Source organism: Curtobacterium subtropicum, assembly GCF_030362975.1.
In the GTDB taxonomy this organism is placed as follows: domain Bacteria; phylum Actinomycetota; class Actinomycetes; order Actinomycetales; family Microbacteriaceae; genus Curtobacterium; species Curtobacterium subtropicum.
This window is the reverse complement of sequence record NZ_JAUCMM010000003.1, coordinates 62,689-84,640: the sequence shown is the minus strand read 5'-3', so window position 1 is coordinate 84,640 and position 21,952 is coordinate 62,689. Positions and strand designations below refer to the sequence as shown.

Here is a 21,952-nt window from a genome sequence, read left to right as displayed (position 1 = left end):
CATGACGGCTCGCACGCTGAGCGCCGCTGTGTCCCACGTGGGGCGCATCCGTGCCAACAACCAGGACTCCGGCTACGCCGGCACCCACCTGTTCGCGGTCGCGGACGGCATGGGCGGGCACGCCGGCGGCGACGTCGCCTCGGCCATCGCCATCCGCCGCATCCGCGAGGTCGACCGCGAGTTCCCGTCCGCACACGACGCCGAGTTCGCCCTGCAATCCGCGCTCATCGCCGCGAACCAGCTCATCACCGAGACGGTCTTCGAGCACCAGGAGCTCACCGGAATGGGCACCACGGTGTCCGCGCTCATCCGGGTCGGTGAGCAGATCGCGATCGCCCACATCGGCGACTCGCGGATCTACCGCATGCGCGACGGCGAACTGCAGCAGATCACCTCGGACCACACCTTCGTGCAGCGCCTCGTCGACAGCGGACGCATCACGCCGGAGGAGGCAGCGGTGCACCCCCGGCGCTCCGTGCTCATGCGCGTGCTCGGCGACGTCGACGCCGCGCCCGAGGTCGACACCGCCGTCATGGACATCCAGACGGGCGACCGCTGGCTCCTGTGCTCCGACGGTCTGTCGTCGTACCTGGCCGAGGAGCGGATCCGGCACGCGCTGGCCTCGAACATGGACGCCAACCAGGTGACGCAGCGCCTGGTCAAGGAGACGCTCGACCACGGCGCCCCGGACAACGTGACCGTCGTCGTGATGGACGTCACCGACACCGAACCCGAGGACGACGACGCCGCCGCGACCACGGTCGGTTCCGCGGCAGCCCCGTTGACCTTCGAGGCGTCGACCGGCCGCAAGCCGATCCGCCTCCCCACGATCCTGCTCCACCCGCTCAAGGTGAGCTCCGTGCCCGAGGACTCCCACTTCGAGCCGGAGTCCGACCAGTACTTCGCCGAGCTCATCGCCGAGGACCGTCGGCGCCGCATCCGGCGCCGGGTGGCGTGGTCGATCGCGCTCGTCGTCGCCGTCGCGGCGCTGGTCGGCGCGGTCTTCCTGGGCTGGCGGATCACCCAGGCCCACTACTACGTCGGCACCGACCGCGGCACCGTCGCCATCTACCAGGGCGTGCAGCAGTCGATCGGCCCGATCGCACTGTCGGACGTCTACGAGGACACCGACATCGCGGTCTCGTCGCTGCCGGACTACACGCGCGAGAACGTCCGGTCGACGATCAACGCCACCTCCCTGTCGGACGCACGCGACATCGTGGACCGGTTGCGGAAGGCCGCCGAGACGGGACAGGACCAGGCGGGCACGGGCGGCGACACCGATTCGTCGCCGTCGCCCACCCCGAGCGGGTCGGCCTCGCCGACGGACGACGCCTCGCCGTCCGCGAGCCCGGGGGCCACCTGATGAGCACGGCGACCGCGCAGTCCTTCACGCAGGCGATCACGATCAAGCTGCGTGAGCCGGCCCGTGCCCGCAACCTCGAGCTGGTGCTCCTCGTCATCGCGTGCGGCATCTGCGCCGGCGCGATGGTGCTCGTGCAGCTCGGCACGAAGGGCCGGATCTTCGACACCGGCGTGCTCTGGGTCGGAGCCGGGATCCTCGGGCTCGCACTCGTCATGCACGTCGTGCTCCGGGTCGTCGCGAAGCACGCCGACCCGTTCGTGCTGCCGATCGCGCTGGTGCTGAACGGCATCGGCATCGCCGAGATCTACCGCATCGACGTGCACAACGGCCTGACCGGCTGGGACGCCATCGGGGTCAAGCAGATCGTCTGGACGATGCTCGCGATGGTCCTGGCGACGATCACCGTCGTCGTGGTCCGCAACCACCGCTTCCTGCAGCGCTACCGCTACATCTTCATGTTCGCGACCATCGCGCTGCTGCTCCTGCCGATGCTGCCCGGCATCGGGGAGAACATCGGCGGCGCCCGGGTGTGGATCCGCATCGGTCCGTTCTCGTTCCAGCCCGGCGAGCTCGCGAAGATCACCATGGCGCTGTTCTTCGCCGGGTACCTCGTCACCGCCAGGGACTCCCTGTCGATCGTCGGTAAGAAGTTCGCGGGCATGACGTTCCCCCGCGCCCGCGACCTCGGTCCGATCCTGGTGATGTGGGCGTCGGCGATGGCCGTCCTCGTGTTCCAGCGCGACCTCGGCACCGCACTGCTGTACTTCGGCCTGTTCCTCGTGATGATCTACGTCGCGACCGCCCGACTCGGCTGGGTGGTCATCGGCCTCGGGCTGTTCATCGGCGGTGCGCTCGTCGCGCAGTCGGTGCTCGTCTACGTGCGCGGGCGCTTCGAGCAGTGGCTCGACCCGTTCAACCAGGAGATCTTCGACCGCCAGACGCAGGGCAGCTACCAGCTCGTCCAGGGGCTCTTCGGCTTCGCGAACGGCGGGATCACCGGGACCGGCCTCGGCCAGGGCCGCCCGTACATCACGCCCGTCGCCAACGCGGACTACATCGTCGCGTCACTCGGCGAGGAGCTCGGGCTGATCGGCGTCTTCGCGATCCTCGCTCTGTTCATCGTCCTGGCGTCCCGCGGCCTCCGCGTGGCCTTCATGGCGCAGGACGACTTCGGCAAGCTGCTCGGCGTCGGCTTCGGCTTCATCATCGCGCTGCAGGTCTTCGTCGTCGTCGGCGGCATCACCCGGATCATCCCCGTGACCGGCCTGACGACACCCTTCATGGCCGCCGGTGGGTCGTCGCTCATCGCGAACTGGATCATCGCGGCGATGCTGCTGCGACTGACCGACTCGATCCCCGCAGAACAGCGCGTCCAGCAGGGCGCGGTGCCCGCCGCCCGCGGCCGTTCCGGACGCGGTGCGACGACCAGGAAGGAGCGCTCCCGGTGAACCGACAGCTCCGCGGCGTCTCGACCGTCATCGTGCTCATGTTCGTCGCCCTCTTCGTGTCGACGACGTCCATCCAGTTCTTCGCGGCCGACTCCCTGCGTGCCGACTCGCGGAACTCCCGCACCATCCTCGACAGCTACTCGACCAAGCGCGGCGCCATCCTGGTCGACGGCAGTCCGATAGCCGAGTCCACCCCGTCGGACGACCAGTACCAGTACCAGCGCAAGTACACGAACGGTGCGCTGTACTCCGCCGTGACCGGGTACTTCACGATCGGCCAGGGCAACACCGGCATCGAGAGCGCCGAGAACGCCGTGCTCTCCGGCAACTCCGACGCATCGTTCTTCCAGAACCTCAACGCGATCCTCACCGGCCAGGACGTCCAGGGCGACAACGTCAACCTGACCATCGACCCCGCCGTGCAGCAGGCCGCGTACGACGCGCTCGGCGAGAACAGCGGCGCCGTCGTCGCGATCCAGCCGTCGACCGGCAAGATCCTCGCGATGGTGTCGAAGCCGGCCTACGACCCGAACGCGCTGACGTCGCACGACACCGCGCAGGTGAAGCAGCAGTACGACGCCCTGCTCCAGCAGACCCCGACCCCGCTGCAGAACCGCGCGATCGGCGGCGACCTGTACACGCCGGGCTCGGTCTTCAAGCTCGTCGTCGCGTCCGCCGCGCTGAAGGACGGCAAGTACACGCTCGACTCCGAGTTCCCGAACCCCTCCCGCCTGCAGCTCCCGGGGACGAGCACGTACATCAACAACGCCGAGGGCGGCTCCTGCGGTGGCGGCGAGACCGTGCAGCTCCGTACGGCGATCCAGTACTCGTGCAACATCCCGTTCGCCGAACTCGGTCAGAAGCTCGGCTACGAAACGATCAAGTCCGTGGCGGACGAGTACGGGTTCGGCGACGCCATCGAGGTGCCGATGCGCGCGACCGCGAGCCAGTACCCCGAGGTGGACTCGACCGCGCAGCTCATGCTGAGCGCCTTCGGCCAGGCCAGCGTGCGGGTGTCGCCGCTGCAGATGGCGATGGTGTCCGCGGGGATCGCGAACGGCGGGAAGGTCATGCAGCCGTCCCTCGTCGACTCGATCACGACGAGCGACCTCAAGACCGTCGAGTCGTTCTCGCCCAAGCAGTACAGCGACCCGCTGTCCGGCTCCGAGGCCGCCGACCTGACCGAGGCGATGCAGAGCGTCGTCAGCGGCGGGACCGGTACCAATGCCAAGATCGACGGAGTCGACGTCGCGGGCAAGACGGGCACGGCGGAAGGCGGTACGGGCGACCCGTACACGCTGTGGTTCACGGGGTTCGCCCCGGCGAAGGACCCGGAGGTGGCCGTGGCGGTCGTCGTCGGGAACGGTGGCGGACTCGGGCAGTCCGGCGTCGGCAACACGGTCGCGGCTCCGGTCGCGAAGAAGGTCATGGAGGCGGTGCTGAACAAATGAGACCCACCAGCGGACTCACTTTCGGTGGGCGGTACCAGCTCTCCTCCCGTGTCGCGATCGGCGGCATGGGCGAGGTGTGGCAGGCGACCGACCTCGTCATCGGCCGGACCGTCGCACTCAAGATCCTGAAGGACGAGTACCTCGGTGACCCGGGCTTCCTCGAGCGTTTCCGCGCCGAGGCCCGGCACGCCGCGCTCGTCAACCACGAGGGCATCGCCAACGTCTTCGACTACGGCGAAGAGGACGGCAGCGCCTACCTCGTCATGGAGCTCGTCCCGGGCGAGGCGCTGTCCACCATGATCGAACGGGAGCACACGCTGCCCGTCGACAAGGTGCTCGACATCGTCGCCCAGACCGCGAACGCCCTGCAGGCCGCGCACGCCGTCGGCCTGGTGCACCGCGACATCAAGCCGGGCAACCTGCTCATCACGCCCGATGGTCGCGTGAAGATCACCGACTTCGGCATCGCCCGCATCGCGGACCAGGTCCCGCTCACCGCGACCGGCCAGGTGATGGGTACCGTCCAGTACCTGTCCCCGGAGCAGGCGAGCGGTCACCCGGCCTCGCCGTCGACCGACATCTACTCGCTCGGCATCGTCGCGTACGAGTGCCTGGCCGGGCGTCGACCGTTCACCGGCGAGTCCCAGGTCGCGATCGCGATGGCGCACATCAACGAGCAGCCGCCCGCGCTGCCCGGCGACGTCCCCGAGCCGGTGTCCGCGCTCGTGCTGTCCTGCATCGCGAAGAAGCCCGCGGACCGTCCGGCCACCGCGGCGAACCTGGCCCGTGCGGCACAGGCGCTGCGGCGCGGGGACGTCGCCGCCGCGACCGTCGCCGTCCCTGCTGTCGGCGGCGCCGGCACCGTGGCGTTCAACCCGCCGCAGCGTCCCGGAGACGACGCGGCGACCGCGCTGATCGGCACGCAGGCCGGTGCGGTCGCGGGCCCTCCCGGCACCCCGCGGTCGCCGGCGGCCCCCGAGGACGACGAGCCGAAGAAGAAGCGCGCCTGGATCTGGTGGCTCGTCGGCGTCCTCGCGGTGCTCCTGATCGGCGGCGTGATCGCGGCGTTCGCACTCGGCGGCTCGGACGAACCGGCGCCGGCACCGACGTCGTCGTCGCCCACGCCGACCCGGTCGACGCCGACACCGACCCCCACGACGACCCGGGTGTTCCTGAACAAGAGCGACTACGTCGGCCGCAACGCCGACGAGGTCCGCGACGAGCTCGAAGGCCGCGGCTTCGAGGTCACCGTGCAGGACGGCAGCCCCGCACCGACGGCGCAGCAGGCCGAGACGGTCGCGGACATCACCCCGACCGGCAGCGTGGTCGAGGGGACGCTCGTCACGATCACCCAGTACACGACGCCGCCGACGGCCAACAAGCCGAACACCCCGAGCGCCGGAACGGTGTCGGAGTCCGGTCAGGTCACCTTCAGCTGGTCCGCCGCGACCTGCCCCGACGGCTACACGGTGTCCAAGTACAGCTGGACCGTCTCGGGCGGCAAGGACGCCTCGGGCGCGACCTCCGGCGACACCAGCTCGACGGCCGTCACGATCCAGGCGGACGCCGTCGGTGCCCCGGTCACTTTCTCGTACACGGTCACGTGCGGCTCGCTCGCGGCGTCCGAGTCGTCGGATCCGGCGACCGCGACGTGGGAGCAGACCGCACCGACGCCGACCGGGACCCCGTCCGCGCCGTCGACCGGCGCTGCCAAGCCCTGACCCGTCGCCACCCGAACGGGGGCTGTCGACACCGTTGTGTAACGGTTCGTCGGCAGCCCCCGTGTCAGCGTTCGGGCAGGAACCCCTGCCGTACACTTGCCCGGACGGACATTCGGAGGAGTACGTGCCAGAAGGTGTGACCGCGGGGATCACGCTCCTCGCCAACCGCTACGAGATCGGTGAAGCCATCGGTCGCGGGGGCATGGCGACGGTGCACGTGGGCACCGACACGCGACTCGGTCGCAAGGTCGCGGTGAAGCTCCTCAAGCCGAGCCTCGCGACGGACCCGACGTTCCGCATCCGCTTCCGACAGGAAGCCCAGGCCGCAGCCCGTATGGCGCACCCGACGATCGTGCGTGTCTACGACGCGGGCGAGGAGACGGTCACCGAGTCCTCGGGTGCCCAGGTCCAGGTGCCGTACATCGTCATGGAGCACGTCGACGGGCGCGCACTGTCCGACGTGCTCGCCGACGGCCCACTCGACCCGGCCGAAGCGGTCCGCATCACCGAGGGCATCCTCACCGCCCTCGAGTACTCGCACCGCGCCGGCGTCGTGCACCGCGACATCAAGCCCGCGAACGTCATGGTGACGCACGGCGGCCAGGTCAAGGTCATGGACTTCGGCATCGCCCGCGCCATCACCGACACGTCCGCCACCGTCGCGCAGACGACGTCGATCCTCGGAACCGCGTCGTACTTCTCCCCGGAGCAGGCCCGCGGTGAGACCGTCGACGCACGGACCGACCTGTACTCCACGGGCGTGCTGCTCTTCGAGCTCCTGACCGGCCGCCCGCCCTTCGTCGGCGACTCGCCGGTCGCCGTGGCCTACCAGCACGTCAGCGAGCAGCCGGCCGCGCCGTCGACGCTCGCCCCCGAGGTGTCGCCGGCGCTCGACGCCGTCACGCTGCACGCCCTGGTCAAGGACCGCACGCGCCGCTTCCAGACCGCGGCGGAGTTCCGGACCGACCTGCAGCAGGCCGCTGCCGGCAAGGTCCCGGTGTCCACGCGGAGGCTGCAGCAGGACGCCGCGCACGACGCGTCGACGATGCTCTTCGGGGTCAACCCCCGCACGACCTCGAACCCCGCGGTCGCGTTCCGCGAGCTCGACGACGACGCTGCCGACCACCGCCCCCAGCGCACGCAGAACCGCCCGCCGGTCGCGTGGATCTGGCTCGGCATCATCCTGACCGCCGCCGTGATCGCGGGCGTCGTGTTCTTCGTCGCGAACCTGCAGCCGGGCAAGGCTCCGGTGTCGTCGTCGGTGTCCGTGCCGAACGTCGTCGGAGCCACGTGGGACTCGGCGCGCGCCGAGCTCGAGAAGCGTGAGCTCAGCGCGGTCGAGGTCGGTGAGAACTCCGACGACGTGGCGAAGGACACCGTGATCCGGACCGAACCGGGGTCCGGCACGAACGTCGCACGCAAGCAGAGCATCCGGGTCGTCGTGTCCCTCGGGCCGGAGCAGGTCGCCGTGCCGGACGTCGCGAACCAGACGCAGGACGCGGCCGAACAGGCACTGGAGAACGCCGGCTTCGCAGTGGGCGCGATCAACAGCGGCTACTCGAACGACGTGCCCGAGGGCACGGTCATCAGCACCGACCCCGGGAGCGCGACGCAGTTGACGAAGGGTTCCGTCGTGAACCTGACGGTCTCCAACGGCAAGGTGCAGCTGCCGGACGTCACGCAGCAGCCGATCAGCGCCGCCAACGAGGCACTGGCGAACCTCGGGCTCAACGTGGTCGCGTCGCCCACGTACACGTGCACCGGCAGCATCGTGGTGCAGCAGAGCGCACCCAAGGGCGACATCGCACAGGGGAGCACGATCACGCTGACCTACTGCGCCGCCTCGGCCCAGCGTCCGTCGCAGGCGCCGTCCGCGCCGGCTGCTCCGGCCCAGGGCGGCGGCACCGGGAACGTCGGGAACGGGGACAGCGGGCAGTAGCCCGTTCCGCTGCGTCGTCTGCCGCGGGGCCCACGTCCGCTGGCCTGCCTCCGTCCACCGGCTCGTCTCCGTCCACCGGCCTGGCTCCGTCCACCGGTCTGGAGGCACCGCGCAGGACCCGCCATGCCGGTCACGTCGGATCACGGGACGCCCTGAGCGACGGACAGCACCGCGGGACCGGCGGCATCGCGAGACGGGTGGCATCCGGCGACGGGCGGCGTCCGGCGACGGGCGGCGCCCGGCGACGGGCGGCGTCCGGCGGCACGCAGCGTCGACCGGACCGCGCTGGCGGCAGGGCGCCGGTCAGAGCCGGCAGTGCCGGCACCGCCGGTCCAGCGCTGGTCGGCGCTGGTCAGCGCTGGTCAGCGCTGGGTGCAGGGCGGTGCACGTCCCCGCCCGACACCGTCAGGAGCGGTGTTCGGCGATCAGCGGGTTGAGCGCCGCCGCTCGCTCGGCAGCACCGACGAGCCCGGTGGTCTCGAGCCAGTTGCCGACCATCCGGTACCCGCCCTCCGTCAGAACCGACTCGGGGTGGAACTGCACGCCGTAGACGGGGTGGTCGCGGTGCTCGACACCCATGATCACGCCGCCACCGGTCCGCGCCGTCACGGTCAGCTCGTCCGGCACCGTGCCGTCGACGATCGCGAGGGAGTGGTACCGCGTGGCCGTGAACGGGTGGGGGACGCCCGTGAAGAGCACGCTGTCGTCGTGGTCGACCTGCGACGTCTTGCCGTGCATGAGCTCCTCGGCGTGGGTCACCGTCGCGCCGAGCGCCTCGGCGATGGCCTGGTGCCCCAGGCACACCCCGAGCAGTGGGGTCTCGGCGTCGATCGCGGCTCTGACGGTGGGGATCGAGACACCGGCATCCGCCGGCGTGCCCGGGCCCGGCGAGAGCAGCACGCCGTCGTAGTCCGCGATGCGGTCGGCGATCTCGGCCTCGGGGAACGCGTCGTTGCGCACGACGTCGGTGTCCGCGCCGAGCTGCTGCAGGTACCCGTTGAGGGTGTAGACGAAGCTGTCGTAGTTGTCGACGACGAGGATCTTGGTCATGGTCGGATCACCGTACTCGTGGGGGATGTGCGCGGGCTGCTGAGGGTCTTCCCACAGACGTGGTCACGGTAGGATACCGGCCATGGCCAAGGACAAGGACCGCACCAAGCCCGCCCGGAGGACCCGAGCCGACTCGGTCGACACGGCGGGCGACCAGCCCAATCCCGTGTGGTTCAAGCCGGTCATGTTCGGCTTCATGCTCGTCGGGCTCGCCTGGGTGATCGTCTTCTACATCTCGAACACGACCCTGCCGGTGCCGTCGCTCGGCTCCTGGAACATCCTGATCGGTTTCGGGATCATGTTCATCGGGTTCCTCATGACCACCCGGTGGCGGTAGCCGCCGCACCGCACTTCCGACGCCCGTCGTACCAGCAGGTACGGCGGGCGTCGTCGTTCGTCCGAGCGCACCGTTCTGCGGGCTCTCCACAAGCTCGGTGGCGACCGCCATCGTTCCTCCACACCCCGACGCTGGTTCTCCACAGTTGTCCACACTTTCCACACAGTCATCCACACCCGCGTCCCGGAGTTGTCCACAGGCCCGTCCACAGTGGGGATAATCACACGCGTGTAACTCACCGAGTTGTCCCCAGCTGTGGAGAACTTCCGCTTCCCCTGTGGAGAGCGCCGTCCGGTCATGCAGAACGCCCCGCCGCTCGCAGGGGAGCAACGGGGCGTTCATGTCGGTTCGAGCGTCGATCAGCCGATGGCGTAGCCACCGATGCTGATGTACGCGGCGCCGATACCGGCCACGAGCAGCACGGCCTCGGCGATCAGCAAGCCGATCTGCAGCCCGCGCTGCCGGACGTTCCGGGTCTTCGAGAAGACGAACCCGGTGACGAACCCCAGGACGATGCCGCCGACGTGGGCCTGCCACGAGATGTTCGTACCGGGCAGGAACCCGACAACCAGGTTGAGGCCCATGATCACGAGCAGCTGCACGGCGTTGTAACCGAGGCTGCGCTGGATCACGAAGAACGCCGCGAAGAGGCCGAAGATCGCTCCGGAGGCACCGACCACCGGAGTACCGGGTGTCAGCAGGGAGACCGCGAGGTCACCGCCGAGTCCCGCCAGGAGGTACAGCGCGACGAAGCGCCACGTGCCGAGCAGGTTCTCGAGGATCCGCCCGAAGATGAACACCGCGAGCATGTTGAACCCGATGTGGAAGATCGACGAGTGCACGAAGAGCCCGGTGACGAGGCGCCACGGCTGCGTCCCGACCAGCGGCGTCCAGTAGCTCAGCCACTGGTTGACGATCCCACCGGACAGCAGGTTCAGCAGCCAGACGACGACCGACACGGCGATGATCACCGTGGTCGCCTTCTGGTCCATCATCGCGAACCGACGCCGTGCGACGGTCAGGCCGCCCGGCGCCCCCGAGGCACGACGGTTCGCCTGGAACTGCGCACGCTGCTCACGCACGCACTCCGGACAGTGCACGCCGACGGGCGCCGGCGTCTGGCACTCGGTGCAGATCGTCCGCCCGCACCGTTGGCACAGGATGAAGCTCTGCCGATCCGGGTGCCGGTAGCAGTAGTTGTCCCGCCCCGGGGCCTGGTCGGTCACCGGGTTCAGACGTCCTCGACGTCGATGCTCTCGATGACGACGTCGTCGAGCGGCTTGTCACGGCCGTCCGTCGGCACGCCCTCGATCGCGTCGACCACGGCGCGCGACTCGTCGTCGGCGACCTCACCGAAGATGGTGTGCTTGCCCTGCAGCCAGGGGGTCGCCACCGTGGTGATGAAGAACTGGGACCCGTTGGTGCCGCGGCCGCCCTGGATGCCGGCGTTCGCCATCGCGAAGATGTACGGCTTCTGGAAGGTGAGCTCCGGGTGGATCTCGTCGTCGAACCGGTAGCCCGGGCCACCGATGCCCTGACCGAGCGGGTCGCCGCCCTGGATCATGAAGTCCTTGATGATGCGGTGGAAGACGACACCGTCGTAGAGCTTGTCGGTCGAGACCTTGCCCGTGCCGGGGTGGGTCCACTCCTGCTTGCCGGTCGCGAGGTCGACGAAGTTCTTGACGGTCTTCGGAGCGTGGTTGCCGAACAGGTTGACGCGGATGTCGCCCTTGTTCGTGTGGATCGTTGCGACAGCGGTGTGCAGAGACATGTTCCGATTCTCGCATGTACACCTGACGGTGGGACGGATCACACAGCCGACGATCCGTGACCTGTCAGGGTGCTCGGTGGCAGGATGGGGTCACGCCGATCCGATGGAGGTACCAGATGACGACGATCGAGATCCCGCGCAAGCGTCGGAAGCAGATCAAGAAGCTCAAGGGCAAGACCGCCTCGCTCCTCGGCGAGCAGCGCAAGGTCCTCGAGCACGCGAATGCGATCCTCGCCGAGGCCCGCTCGCACGCTGCCGACGCAGCCCGCAAGGACATCGCCCCGCGCGTGCAGAACGCGATCGACAACGGGATCCGTCCCGCAGTCGCGACGGGCGTGCACGCAGCGACCTCGGCCGCCCACAGCGCGTCGCACCGCTTCCAGACCGAGGTGGTGCCCGGTCTCGTCGCGACCGCCGGTTCGGTCATGAGCGTCAAGGACCTCGCGAAGGACCCGCGCGTCAAGAAGATCGTGAAGGACGCCCAGAAGAAGGGCAAGAAGGCGAAGAAGGCTGCCGCCAAGTACACGCCGGGCCACCAGAAGAAGGGCCTGGGCTTCGGTGGGGTCGCCCTCATCGTCGTCGGTGTCGTCGCCGTCGCCGGTGCCGCCTACGCCGCGTACCAGACGCTCCGCGCCGACGACGACCTGTGGGTCGCTGACGACGCCGACACCGCGGGCAAGCCCGCCGCCTGACCTCCCGGTTCGTACGAAGGGCCCCGGCACTCCGCCGGGGCCCTTCGTCGTCCCCGCTGCCGCCCGGCGGGGCTGCGTCGATGCCTGCCGGTCACCGAGCGGGCACGTTCCGTCCCACTCGGCGCTGTCGAGCGACGAGAAGCACCCGCTCGGCGGCACACGCGCGGCAGGTCCTACCCGCTCGGGAGGCCGCAGCACCGACGGCGGGGACGCACGGATCACCGCCCGTGGCCGTGTCCCCGTCGCACAACACGCCGCACGCAGCCGTCCCGGTCGCACAACACGCCGCTCGACCGCGCACCGAACGGCAAGTCGTGCGCCCAGGAGGGCTCGCGCGAAGGGAACGGCCGCGACGAGGGCGACACCCGCGGCGGAGACAACCAACGCGGAGCGGCGCGCCGAAGGCGCCGACGAGCACAGAACGAAGCCCCTGCGAAGCGACGAAGTCGCGAGCAGGGGCTTCTGCGAGTGGAGCCTGGGAGAATCGAACTCCCGACATCCTGCTTGCAAAGCAGGCGCTCTACCAACTGAGCTAAGGCCCCGTGAGGACCAGCGTACCGGCCCCGGAGGGAAGTGGTGGGGCTACAAGGACTTGAACCTTGGACCTCTTCGTTATCAGCGAAGCGCTCTAACCGCCTGAGCTATAGCCCCTCAGACCAGATGAAAGCCTACCGTACCGATCTCGCAGAACGAAATCGAGGGGCGACTGCCGTCCGACCCGGGTGTGTCAGTTGTTCGTGAAGCCCACGAGCAGACCGCCCGTGATCCGCACACTGAGGTTGTAGAGGACGCTCACGATCGCGCCGAGCACGGTGCCGACGACCACGTTGAGGATGCCCACCACGACGGAGAACCCGAGGACCTGTCCCAGCGAGAACTGGTCCATGATCGAGTAGCTGTTCTGCCCGGTGACGTCCTTGAGCAGGGCGTCGATCTGCGTGAAGACACCGGTCTGGTTCAGGATGATCCAGACGAGCGCCGTCGCGACGATGATCACGATCGAGCCGGCGAGGGCGATGAGGAAGCTCAGCTTCACCATCGACCAGAAGTCGAGGTACACCAGGCGCAGGCGGACCTGCCGGGTACCGGTGGGACGTTTCGCCTTCTTCTGGAGCTTCTCGGCGACACTACTCATTGTTCGACTGGTCCTCTCCGGCCTCGTCCTCGACAGGCTCGGGGTTGGTGGGCGCGTTGTCGGCGGGATCAGCGGGTTCCGGCGCAGCTTCCGCAGGGCTCACCGTCTCCACCGGGCCCGCAGGCTCGATCTCGGGGTCGGCGTCGTCCTGGTCGTCCAGGTTCCGCTCGCTGTTCCGGGCCACCGCGATGATCCGGTCGTTCTCCGCGAACCTCGCGAAGACCACACCCATCGTGTCGCGACCCTTGGCGGGCACCTCGGACACGGCAGACCTTACCACCTTGCCCGACTGCAGCACGACGAGCACCTCGTCGTCCTCGCCGACGATGAGCGCACCCACCAGGTCGCCCCGGTCGGCGGCCAGCTTGGCCACCTTGATGCCCAGACCGCCGCGGCCCTGCACCCGGTACTGGTCGACCGAGGTGCGCTTGGCGTAGCCCCCCTCGGTCATCACCCACACGTAGCCGTCGTCCGAGACGACCCGGGCCGCGAGCAGGGCGTCGTCGTCGCGGAAGGACATGCCCTTCACGCCGGAGGTCGACCGACCCATCGGGCGCAGGGTGTCGTTCGTCGCGGTGAAGCGGAGCGACATGCCGTGCTTCGAGACGAGGAGCAGGTCGTCGGTCTCGTCGACGAGCAGCGCCTGGACGAGCTTGTCGCCCTCGCGCAGGTTGATCGCGATGATGCCGCCGGTGCGGTTCGTGTCGTACTCGGTCAACGCGGTCTTCTTGACGAGGCCCTGCTCGGTCGCGAGCACGAGGTACTGCGCTGCCTCGTAGTCGCGGATGTCGAGCACCTGCTGGATCTGCTCGTCCGGCTGCATGGCGAGCAGGTTGGCGACGTGCTGGCCCTTGGCGTCGCGGCTCGCCTCCTGCAGCTCGTACGCCTTGGCCCGGTACACGCGACCCTGGTCGGTGAGGAAGAGCAGCCAGTGGTGCGTCGTCGTGACGAAGAAGTGCTCGACGATGTCGTCCGCACGGAGCTGCGCGCCCTTCACACCACGACCGCCGCGGTGCTGCGAGCGGTAGTTGTCGCTCCGCGTGCGCTTGACGTACCCACCGCGGGTGATGGTGACGACCATCTCCTCTTCCGGGATGAGGTCCTCGATCGACATGTCGCCGTCGTACCCGAGCATGACCTCGGTGCGGCGGTCGTCGCCGAAGCGGTCGACGATCTCGGTGAGCTCGTCGCCGATGATCGTGCGCTGACGCGTCTCCGAGGCCAGGATGTCCTGGAAGTCGGCGATCTTGCGCTCGAGCTCCTCGGCCTCGTCGTGGATCTTCTGGCGCTCGAGGGCGGCCAGGCGACGGAGCTGCAGCTCGAGGATCGCGCGCGCCTGGATCTCGTCGACGGACAGCAGGTCCATCAGACCGGTGCGCGCCTCTTCGACGTCGGGCGAGCGGCGGATGAGGGCGATGACCTCGTCGAGCGCGTCGAGTGCGGCCAGGTAGCCGCGCAGGATGTGCGCACGCTTCTCGGCCTCGCGCAGGCGGAACCGGGTGCGGCGGACGATGACGTCGACCTGGTGGTCGACCCAGGCCGAGATGAACCCGTCGAGCGCCAGGGTGCGGGGCACACCGTCGACGATCGCGAGCATGTTCGCGCCGAAGTTCTCCTGCAGCTGCGTGTGCTTGTACAGGTTGTTGAGCACGACCTTCGCCACGGCGTCGCGCTTCAGCACGATGACCAGGCGCTGACCGGTCCGACCGGAGGTCTCGTCGCGGATGTCGGCGATGCCGGCGAGCTTGCCGTCCTTCACGCCCTCGGCGATGCGGATCGCCAGGTTGTCCGGGTTGACCTGGTACGGCAGCTCGGTGACGACCAGGCACGTGCGGCCCTGGATCTCCTCGACGTTCACGACCGCGCGCATCGTGATCGAGCCACGACCCGTGCGGTAGGCGTCCTGGATGCCCTTGGTGCCGAGGATCTGCGCACCGGTCGGGAAGTCCGGGCCCTTGATCCGCTGCATCAGCGCCGCGAGGAGTTCCTCGCGCGTCGCGTCGGGGTGCTCGAGCGCCCACTTCGCACCCTCGGCGACCTCGCGCAGGTTGTGCGGCGGGATGTTCGTCGCCATGCCGACCGCGATGCCGACCGAGCCGTTGACGAGCAGGTTCGGGAAGCGCGCGGGCAGGATCGACGGCTCCTGGGTGCGGCCGTCGTAGTTGTCCTGGAAGTCGACGGTGTCCTCGTCGATGTCCCGGACCATCTCCATGGCGAGCGGCGCCATCTTGGTCTCGGTGTACCGCGGGGCGGCCGCGCCGTCGTTGCCGGGCGACCCGAAATTGCCCTGGCCGAGGGCCAGCGGGTAGCGGAGCGACCACGGCTGCACCAGGCGGACGAGCGTGTCGTAGATCGCCGTGTCACCGTGCGGGTGGAACTGGCCCATCACGTCACCGACGACGCGCGAGCACTTCGAGAACGCGCGGTCCGGACGGTAGCCCCCGTCGAACATCGCGTAGATGACGCGGCGGTGCACCGGCTTCAGGCCGTCCCGGACCTCCGGCAGCGCGCGTCCGACGATGACGGACATCGCGTAGTCGAGGTACGACCGCTGCATCTCGAGCTGCAGGTCGACCTGCGAGATGCGGTCACCGGAGACCACGATGTCGCCTACCTCGCCGTGCACGATCTCCGGCTGCTCGTCGGCGCCGTTCTCGTTGTCGTCAGCCATGTGGCTTGGTCACCTTTCTGGTGGCCCACCGGGTGTCGGCCGGGAGGCACTGGTTCCGTCGGTCGCGCCGGGCGCGACCACAGGGGGTCGGGACTGGTCGACGCGGCTGGCACCGCGCCTCCAGGCCGGGACTAGATGTCGAGGAAGCGGACGTCCTTGGCGTTCTGCTGGATGAACTGGCGACGCGACTCGACGTCCTCGCCCATCAGCGTCGCGAAGACGCTGTCGACCGCGGCGGCGTCCTCGAGCGTGACCTGCAGGAGCGTGCGGGTGTCCGGGTTCATGGTGGTGTCCCAGAGCTCCTTGTAGTCCATCTCGCCGAGACCCTTGTAGCGCTGGATCCCGTTGTCCTTCGGGATGCGCTTGCCGGCGGCGATGCCCGCCTGCAGGAGGGCATCGCGTTCACGGTCGCTGAAGACGTACTCGTCGGCGGCGTTCGACCACTTCAGGCGGTACAGCGGCGGCTGCGCGAGGTACACGTAGCCGCGCTCGATGAGCGGGCGCATGTAGCGGAACAGCAGCGTGAGCAGCAGGGTCGTGATGTGCTGGCCGTCGACGTCGGCATCGGCCATCAGCACGATCTTGTGGTACCGGGCCTTGTCCGGGTCGAAGTCTTCGCCGATGCCGGCGCCGAACGCCGTGATCATCGACTGGATCTCCTGGTTCGCCAGTGCACGATCGAGGCGCGCCTTCTCGACGTTCAGGATCTTCCCGCGCAGCGGCAGGATGGCCTGGGTCATCGGGTTGCGGCCCTGGACGGCGGAACCGCCGGCGGAGTCACCCTCGACCATGAAGATCTCCGACAGCGTCGGGTCCTTCGACTGGCAGTCCTTGAGCTTGCCGGGCATGCCGCCCGACTCGAGCAGGCCCTTGCGGCGCGTGGTCTCGCGGGCCTTGCGGGCGGCGAGACGGGCCTGCGAGGCCTGGATCGCCTTGCGCACGACGTCTCGCGCCTGTGCCGGGTTGCTCTCAAACCAGTGGGTGAGCTCGGTGCCGACGACGCGCTGGACGAACGACTTCGCCTCGGTGTTGCCGAGCTTGGTCTTCGTCTGGCCCTCGAACTGCGGCTCGCCGAGCTTCACCGAGATGACGGCGGTCAGCCCTTCACGGATGTCGTCACCCGTGAGGTTGTCGTCCTTCTCCTTGATGATCTTGGTCTCGCGGGCGTACCGGTTCACCAGGCTCGTCAGGGCGGCGCGGAAGCCCTCTTCGTGGGTCCCGCCCTCGTGCGTGTTGATCGTGTTCGCGAAGGTGTGGACGCTCTCCTGGTACGAGGTGTTCCACTGCATGGCGATCTCGAGCGCGATCTTGCGCTCGGTGTCCTCGGCCTCGATCGCGATGACGTCGGGGTGGACCAGGTCCGCCTTCTTCTGGGCGTTGAGGTACTCGACGTAGTCGGGCAGCCCGCGCTCGTACCGGAAGGAGTCCTTCCGCGACTCCTCGCCCTCGTCCGGGGTGCGCTCGTCGGTGAGCGTGATGCGCAGGCCCTTGTTGAGGAAGGCCATCTGCTGGAAGCGCGTGCGCAGCGTCTCGTAGTCGAACTCGACGGTCTCGAAGATGTCGGCGTTCGGCCAGAACGTGATCGTGGTGCCGGTGGTGTCGGTGGCCTCGTCCTGGGAGACCGGGGCGACCGGGACGCCGTCGGTGTAGCTCTGGCGCCAGACGTGGCCCTGGCGACGGACCTCGACGTCGAGCTCGGAGCTCAGGGCGTTCACGACGGAGGAGCCGACGCCGTGCAGACCGCCGGAGACCGCGTACCCGCCGCCGCCGAACTTGCCGCCCGCGTGCAGGACGGTCAGCACGACCTGGAGCGTCGAGACGCCCTCGGCCGCGTGGGTGTCCACCGGGATGCCACGGCCGTTGTCGACGACCCGGACGCCGCCGTCCTCGCGGATCGTGACGTCGATGTGGTCGCAGTAGCCGGCCAGGGCCTCGTCGACGGAGTTGTCGACGATCTCCTGCACCAGGTGGTGGAGACCGCGCGGACCCGTCGAACCGATGTACATGCCGGGGCGCTTGCGGACCGCCTCGAGCCCTTCGAGCACCTGGATCTGATCTGCGCCGTACGATGGTTCCGATTGCGGAGCCTGTTCGGTCTCGCCCTGCGGGATCGTCCGGTCGTCGTCAGATTCTGCTGCCATGTCGAAGGTGCTCCTGCCTGCGCGCGGAACACCCGCACACTGCACTCATCAGTCTACCGCAGGACCCCCGTCCCGAGGGCTTGTCCGGCCTCCAGACGGGCTTTTTTCGTTCCCGAGGACGATTTCGTCTGGCTAGCCGTAGGTGTCGCGGGGGCCGCGCCCCTGGACGGTCCTGGGGCCGCGTTTCCACGTGGGGGCGTCCGGCCCGGAAACCCTGATCGACTGCACACCCGCGCCGGGGTGCCGCTCGGCGATCGTGGTGGTGACGGTCGCGCGCATCAGTCGGAGCTGGGTCGCCCAGGCCGTCGAGTCGCAGCGGATCACGAGCGTTCCGTCGTCGATGGTCATCGGGCGGGAGTGCTTCGCGAGCTCGTCACCGACCACCGCCGGCCAGTCCACGAAGAGCTCCGAGCGTGCCAGGGGCTCCGACCAGCCGAGCTCCTGCGCGAGCGCACCGACCACGTCGCCGAGGCCTCGGGGCTCACGACCCTTGCCGTACGGGACGGTGTCCGCGTCGAGTTCGCGGGACCGCCGGCGTCGGGCGTCGACGGTGCGGAGCGAGGGGTCGCCGAAGACGGCCCGTAGGTGGCGGTACACCCGCGCGGGTTCGGTCGGCTTCCACGGCTTCGGCATCAGGCGGTCGCATCCGGCTCGGCGGCGTCGACCCCGGCGGCGTCGACTCCGGCGGCGTCGACTCCGGCGAAACCGGCGGAACCAGGTTCCGGACTCGGAACCGTGCTCTTCCGCGGTGCTGTGTCCGGGACCTGGTTCCCTGCGCCCGGGTCGTCCGTGACGATCGTGCCCGCCTCGATCCGGACCGTGTGCGCCGCGAGCTGCTCCGGCACGTCGCCGAACACCGCGGCGGTGATGAGGACCTGCTCGTAGTCGGCGACCGCACCCGCGAGTCGTTCGCGCCGCGACTCGTCGAGCTCGGCGAACACGTCGTCGAGGATGATGATCGGGTCGCCGAGCGTCGACTCGGCCCGGAGCACGGCGGCGCCGGCGAGCTTGATCGCGAGTGCGAACGACCAGGACTCGCCGTGACTGGCGTAGCCGCGGGCGGGTAACCCGTTCAGCTGGAAGAGCACATCGTCGCGGTGGGGCCCGACGAGCGTCAGTCCGCGGTCGAGTTCGTCCTTCCGGCGACGCTCCAGGGCGCCCCGGAAGGCGTCGGCCGCTGCCGCCACGGACACCGGCTCGTCCGGTGTCCCGAGCACCGGGTCGGTCGCTGCGGCGTCCTCGGGGTCCCCGCCCCGGACGCTGAGCGCACCCGAGATCGTCGCCTCGTGCCGTTCGCCGGCGACCGTGGCGTAGGCCTCGGTGACGAACGGTGCGAGTCGGCGGGTCAGGTGGTCGCGTGCGGCGATGATCTCCGCGCCGAACGCGACGAGCCGGTCGTCCCAGACGTCGAGCGTGGCGAGCGACCCCGAGCGTGCACCGGTCGCGCGGGCCGACTTGAGCAGGGTGTTCCGCTGCTTCAGGGTCCGGTCGTAGTCGGCGAGCACGCCCTGCATCCGCGGAGCGATCTGCCCGAGGAGCTCGTCGAGCATCCGTCGGCGGCCGGACGGTTCACCGCGGACGAGTGCCAGGTCCTCGGGGGCGAAGAGCACGCTGGCGCAGTACCGCGGCAGTTCGCGGGGCTTGATCGCCGCGCGGTTGACCTGGGCGCGGTTCGAGCCGGTCCGGTTGATCTGCACCTCGGCCAGGATGCTGCGGTCCTCGTGGGCCAGACGAGCGCGCACGATCGCGGCGTCGCAGCCCTGGCGGACGAGGGCCGCGTCGGTCGGCACCCGGTGCGACCCGAGCGTCGACAGGTACCCGATCGCCTCGACCAGGTTGGTCTTGCCCTGGCCGTTCCGCCCGACGAACAGGTTCGGCCCGCGTGCGAGGTCGACGTCCGCCTCCCGGTAGTTCCGGAAGTCGGAGAGTTGCAGGTGGTCGACGTGCACGCGGGCCGGGACGAGCTCAGGTGGTGACCTGAACTACGCCTTCTTGACGGCGTGGCCGCCGAACTGGTTGCGCAGGGCGGCGACGGCCTTCATCGTCGGGGACGCGCTGCCCTGACGCGACACGAAGCGCGCGAAGATCGAGGCGGAGATGGTCGGCATCGGCACGGCGTGCTCGATGGCTTCCTCCACGGTCCAGCGACCCTCGCCCGAGTCCTCGACGTAGCCCTCGATCGCGTCGAGCTTCGGGTCCTCGTTCAGCGCGAGGACCATGAGGTCGAGCAGCCAGGAGCGCACGACGGTGCCGCGCTGCCACCCGGCGAAGACCGCGGGGACGTCCTTGATGATGTCCTTGGCCTCGAGGAGCTCGTAGCCCTCGCCGTAGGCCTGCATGATCGCGTACTCGATGCCGTTGTGGACCATCTTGGCGTAGTGGCCGGCGCCGACGGGGCCGGCGTGCGAGAAGCCCTCCTCGCGCGGGCCCTCGGGGCGGAGCGCGTCGAAGACCGGCATCGCGAACTCGACGTCCTCGGGGGCGCCACCGACCATCAGGCCGTAGCCGTTGTCCTTGCCCCAGACACCACCGGACACACCGGCGTCCATGTAGCGGATGCCCTTGGCGCCGAGCTGCTCGGCGTGGACGGTGTCGTCCAGCCACTTCGAGTTGCCGCCGTCGATCACGAGGTCACCCTCGGACAGGACGCCGGCGAGGTCGGTGATCACGTCGTCGGTGATCTTGCCGTGCGGGACCATGACCCACACGAGCTTCTTGCCCTCGGGCAGAGCGGCGGCGAGTGCGCCGAGGTCGGCGACGTCGGAGACGGCGGGGTTCGCGTCGTACCCGGTGACCTCGATGCCTGCGTTGCGGAGACGGGCACGCATGTTGTTGCCCATGCGACCGAGGCCGACAAGACCGATGTGCATGATTTCCTCTTCTGTTCGTCGTCGCGCTGGTTGCCAGTGGCGCGTCAGCGCAGTGGTACGGCTGTTGCGCTATCGCAGCAGGAGATTGGGCTGCAGCAGGTACCGGTATCCGTCCGTCGCCGGGGCCTCCTGCGAGGTCTGGCCGGTGATGAGCACCGGACCCGGCTTGTTGGGGTTCTCCGTCTTGGTGAAGGAGATGCGGACGAACTCGGAGTGCACCGCGTTCAACCCGTCCAGGAGGAAGGCGGGCTTCAGCGAGACCACCGTTTCCTCCCCGGTCAGCAACGCACTGATCGACTCTGACGCCTGCGCTTGTTCGGATCCGATCGCCTCGAGCGTGAGCCCGTCGACCGAGAAGGAGAACCGGAGCGCCGCTTCGCGCTCCAGGACGAGGGAGACCCGTCGGACGGCCTCGACCAGCTCGGCGGTGTTGATCACCGCGTGGTCGTCCACCGTCTCGGGGAAGAGCCGGCGGACCGGCGGGTAGTTGCCCTTGATGAGCAGCGACGTCACGGTCTTGTCGTCGGCGTGGAACGCGATGAGCTCACGGTCCGACGAGCCGCTGATCGACACCGACACGGTCGAGGCCGAGCCGAAGGTCCGGCCGACCTCCTGCAGGGTGCGGGCAGGGACGAGCGCGTGCAGCGGGTCCGACCCGACGCGGCCGGAGTCCCACGCGATCGTCCGGACCGCGACGCGGTAGCGGTCGGTGGCGATGAGCGACAGGTCGTTGTCGCCGACCTCGAGCTGCACACCCGTGATGACCGGGGTCACGTCGTCGCGGCTCGCGGCGACGGCGACCTGGGACACCGCCTCGGAGAACGCATCGCCGGGCACGACCCCGGTCTGCTCGCCGATCTCGGGCAGGGTCGGGTACTCCTCGACCGGCATGGACAGCAGCGTGAAGTGCGCCGAACCGCAGGTGACCGAGATCTTCGTGTCCTCGGTGGTGAAGGTCACCGGGGCGTTCGGGAGTCGGCTCGAGATGTCGTTGAGCAGGCGGCCGGAGACGAGCACGGTGCCCGGTTCGTCGATCTGCGCCGTGATCGAGGTCTGCGCCGAGACCTCGTAGTCGAACGACGACAGCGTGAGTCGGTCGCCCTCGGCGTGGATGAGGACGCCGGACAGGATCGGGAGGGTCGTGCGCTGTGGGAGGAGCTTCACCGCGAAGGAGACGGCTTCGGAGAAGACGTCCCGGTTGACCTCGAACTTCACAGCTGGGACCCCTGTCGATCGGTTGGACTGTCCGGCCGCCCCATTGTGGCACAGCGGAGCAGGGCCCGGATTTCTTGTCATCCCGCCGTCCACAGGGTTGGCCCGCGGAACTTCATCGTTAACCAGGATCAATGGTGTTAACGCC

At 69.2% G+C, this 21,952-nt stretch carries 17 protein-coding genes and 2 tRNA genes; 7 read left to right on the top strand and 12 right to left on the bottom strand.

The window, feature by feature from the left end; translation table 11 throughout:
* Position 1 precedes the first annotated feature (1 nt).
* The 5 genes from QUG98_RS05675 to pknB all read left to right on the top strand — a co-directional run bounded on the left by QUG98_RS05675 (position 2) and on the right by pknB (position 7,925).
* Positions 2–1,366: a Stp1/IreP family PP2C-type Ser/Thr phosphatase gene (locus QUG98_RS05675; RefSeq protein WP_289469643.1), complete on the top strand. Its 1,365-nt coding sequence runs from the start codon at positions 2–4 to the stop codon at positions 1,364–1,366.
* A complete protein-coding gene (locus QUG98_RS05670) occupies positions 1,366–2,814 on the top strand; it encodes an FtsW/RodA/SpoVE family cell cycle protein (protein ID WP_289469642.1) in 1,449 nt (482 codons plus the stop codon). Before QUG98_RS05675 ends, QUG98_RS05670 begins: the two co-directional genes overlap by 1 nt.
* Positions 2,811–4,265 (top strand): peptidoglycan D,D-transpeptidase FtsI family protein, encoded by a 1,455-nt coding sequence (locus QUG98_RS05665; protein ID WP_289469641.1) that lies wholly within the window; start codon positions 2,811–2,813, stop codon positions 4,263–4,265. The genes QUG98_RS05670 and QUG98_RS05665 overlap by 4 nt, the downstream gene beginning before the upstream one ends.
* A complete protein-coding gene (locus tag QUG98_RS05660; RefSeq protein ID WP_289469640.1) occupies positions 4,262–5,986 on the top strand; it encodes a protein kinase domain-containing protein in 1,725 nt (574 codons plus the stop codon). Before QUG98_RS05665 ends, QUG98_RS05660 begins: the two co-directional genes overlap by 4 nt.
* 124 nt (positions 5,987–6,110) lie before the next feature.
* Positions 6,111–7,925: a Stk1 family PASTA domain-containing Ser/Thr kinase gene (pknB, locus tag QUG98_RS05655; protein ID WP_289469639.1), complete on the top strand. Its 1,815-nt coding sequence runs from the start codon at positions 6,111–6,113 to the stop codon at positions 7,923–7,925.
* Positions 7,926–8,330: 405 nt separating this feature from the next.
* On the opposite strand, the gene QUG98_RS05650 is transcribed toward pknB, so the two are convergent.
* On the bottom strand, positions 8,331–8,975 hold the full coding sequence (locus QUG98_RS05650) for an anthranilate synthase component II (RefSeq protein WP_250366433.1): 645 nt from the start codon (positions 8,973–8,975) through the stop codon (positions 8,331–8,333).
* 82 nt (positions 8,976–9,057) lie between these two features.
* Between QUG98_RS05650 and QUG98_RS05645 the strand changes: the two genes are divergently transcribed.
* On the top strand, positions 9,058–9,312 hold the full coding sequence (locus QUG98_RS05645) for a cell division protein CrgA (protein WP_111228127.1): 255 nt from the start codon (positions 9,058–9,060) through the stop codon (positions 9,310–9,312).
* Between the two features lie 359 nt (positions 9,313–9,671).
* Here QUG98_RS05645 and QUG98_RS05640 read toward each other — a convergent pair whose 3' ends face one another.
* Positions 9,672–10,394 carry a rhomboid family intramembrane serine protease gene (locus QUG98_RS05640; RefSeq protein ID WP_353067825.1) on the bottom strand — a complete coding sequence of 241 codons (723 nt, stop codon included), beginning with the start codon at positions 10,392–10,394 and terminating at the stop codon, positions 9,672–9,674.
* 149 nt (positions 10,395–10,543) lie between these two features.
* Positions 10,544–11,083: a peptidylprolyl isomerase gene (locus QUG98_RS05635; protein ID WP_058728330.1), complete on the bottom strand. Its 540-nt coding sequence runs from the start codon at positions 11,081–11,083 to the stop codon at positions 10,544–10,546.
* A 116-nt stretch (positions 11,084–11,199) separates the two neighbouring features.
* Between QUG98_RS05635 and QUG98_RS05630 the strand changes: the two genes are divergently transcribed.
* Positions 11,200–11,775, top strand: coding sequence for a hypothetical protein (locus tag QUG98_RS05630; protein WP_058728331.1), 576 nt, complete (start codon positions 11,200–11,202; stop codon positions 11,773–11,775).
* A 469-nt stretch (positions 11,776–12,244) separates the two neighbouring features.
* Here the strand turns inward: QUG98_RS05630 and QUG98_RS05625 are convergent.
* The 9 genes from QUG98_RS05625 to dnaN all read right to left on the bottom strand — a co-directional run bounded on the left by QUG98_RS05625 (position 12,245) and on the right by dnaN (position 21,807).
* Positions 12,245–12,317: transfer RNA gene (locus QUG98_RS05625), tRNA-Ala, on the bottom strand.
* Between the two features lie 32 nt (positions 12,318–12,349).
* Positions 12,350–12,426: transfer RNA gene (locus QUG98_RS05620), tRNA-Ile, on the bottom strand.
* Between the two features lie 76 nt (positions 12,427–12,502).
* Positions 12,503–12,910, bottom strand: coding sequence for a DUF3566 domain-containing protein (locus QUG98_RS05615; protein WP_058728332.1), 408 nt, complete (start codon positions 12,908–12,910; stop codon positions 12,503–12,505).
* Complete coding sequence (gyrA, locus tag QUG98_RS05610; protein ID WP_289469637.1) at positions 12,903–15,581, bottom strand: DNA gyrase subunit A; 2,679 nt, start codon at positions 15,579–15,581, stop codon at positions 12,903–12,905. Before gyrA ends, QUG98_RS05615 begins: the two co-directional genes overlap by 8 nt.
* 131 nt (positions 15,582–15,712) lie before the next feature.
* Entirely contained in the window at positions 15,713–17,722 is a 2,010-nt protein-coding gene (gyrB, locus tag QUG98_RS05605) for a DNA topoisomerase (ATP-hydrolyzing) subunit B (protein WP_289469636.1), read from the bottom strand.
* A 132-nt stretch (positions 17,723–17,854) separates the two neighbouring features.
* Positions 17,855–18,355, bottom strand: a complete 501-nt coding sequence (locus tag QUG98_RS05600; protein ID WP_058728333.1) for a DciA family protein — start codon at positions 18,353–18,355, stop codon at positions 17,855–17,857.
* Positions 18,355–19,671, bottom strand: a complete 1,317-nt coding sequence (recF, locus tag QUG98_RS05595) for a DNA replication/repair protein RecF (RefSeq protein ID WP_289469635.1) — start codon at positions 19,669–19,671, stop codon at positions 18,355–18,357. Before recF ends, QUG98_RS05600 begins: the two co-directional genes overlap by 1 nt.
* Before the next feature lie 33 nt (positions 19,672–19,704).
* On the bottom strand, positions 19,705–20,592 hold the full coding sequence (gnd, locus tag QUG98_RS05590; protein WP_058728335.1) for a phosphogluconate dehydrogenase (NAD(+)-dependent, decarboxylating): 888 nt from the start codon (positions 20,590–20,592) through the stop codon (positions 19,705–19,707).
* Positions 20,593–20,661: 69 nt separating this feature from the next.
* Complete coding sequence (gene dnaN / locus QUG98_RS05585; RefSeq protein WP_058728336.1) at positions 20,662–21,807, bottom strand: DNA polymerase III subunit beta; 1,146 nt, start codon at positions 21,805–21,807, stop codon at positions 20,662–20,664.
* Between the last annotated feature and the right edge of the window lie 145 nt (positions 21,808–21,952).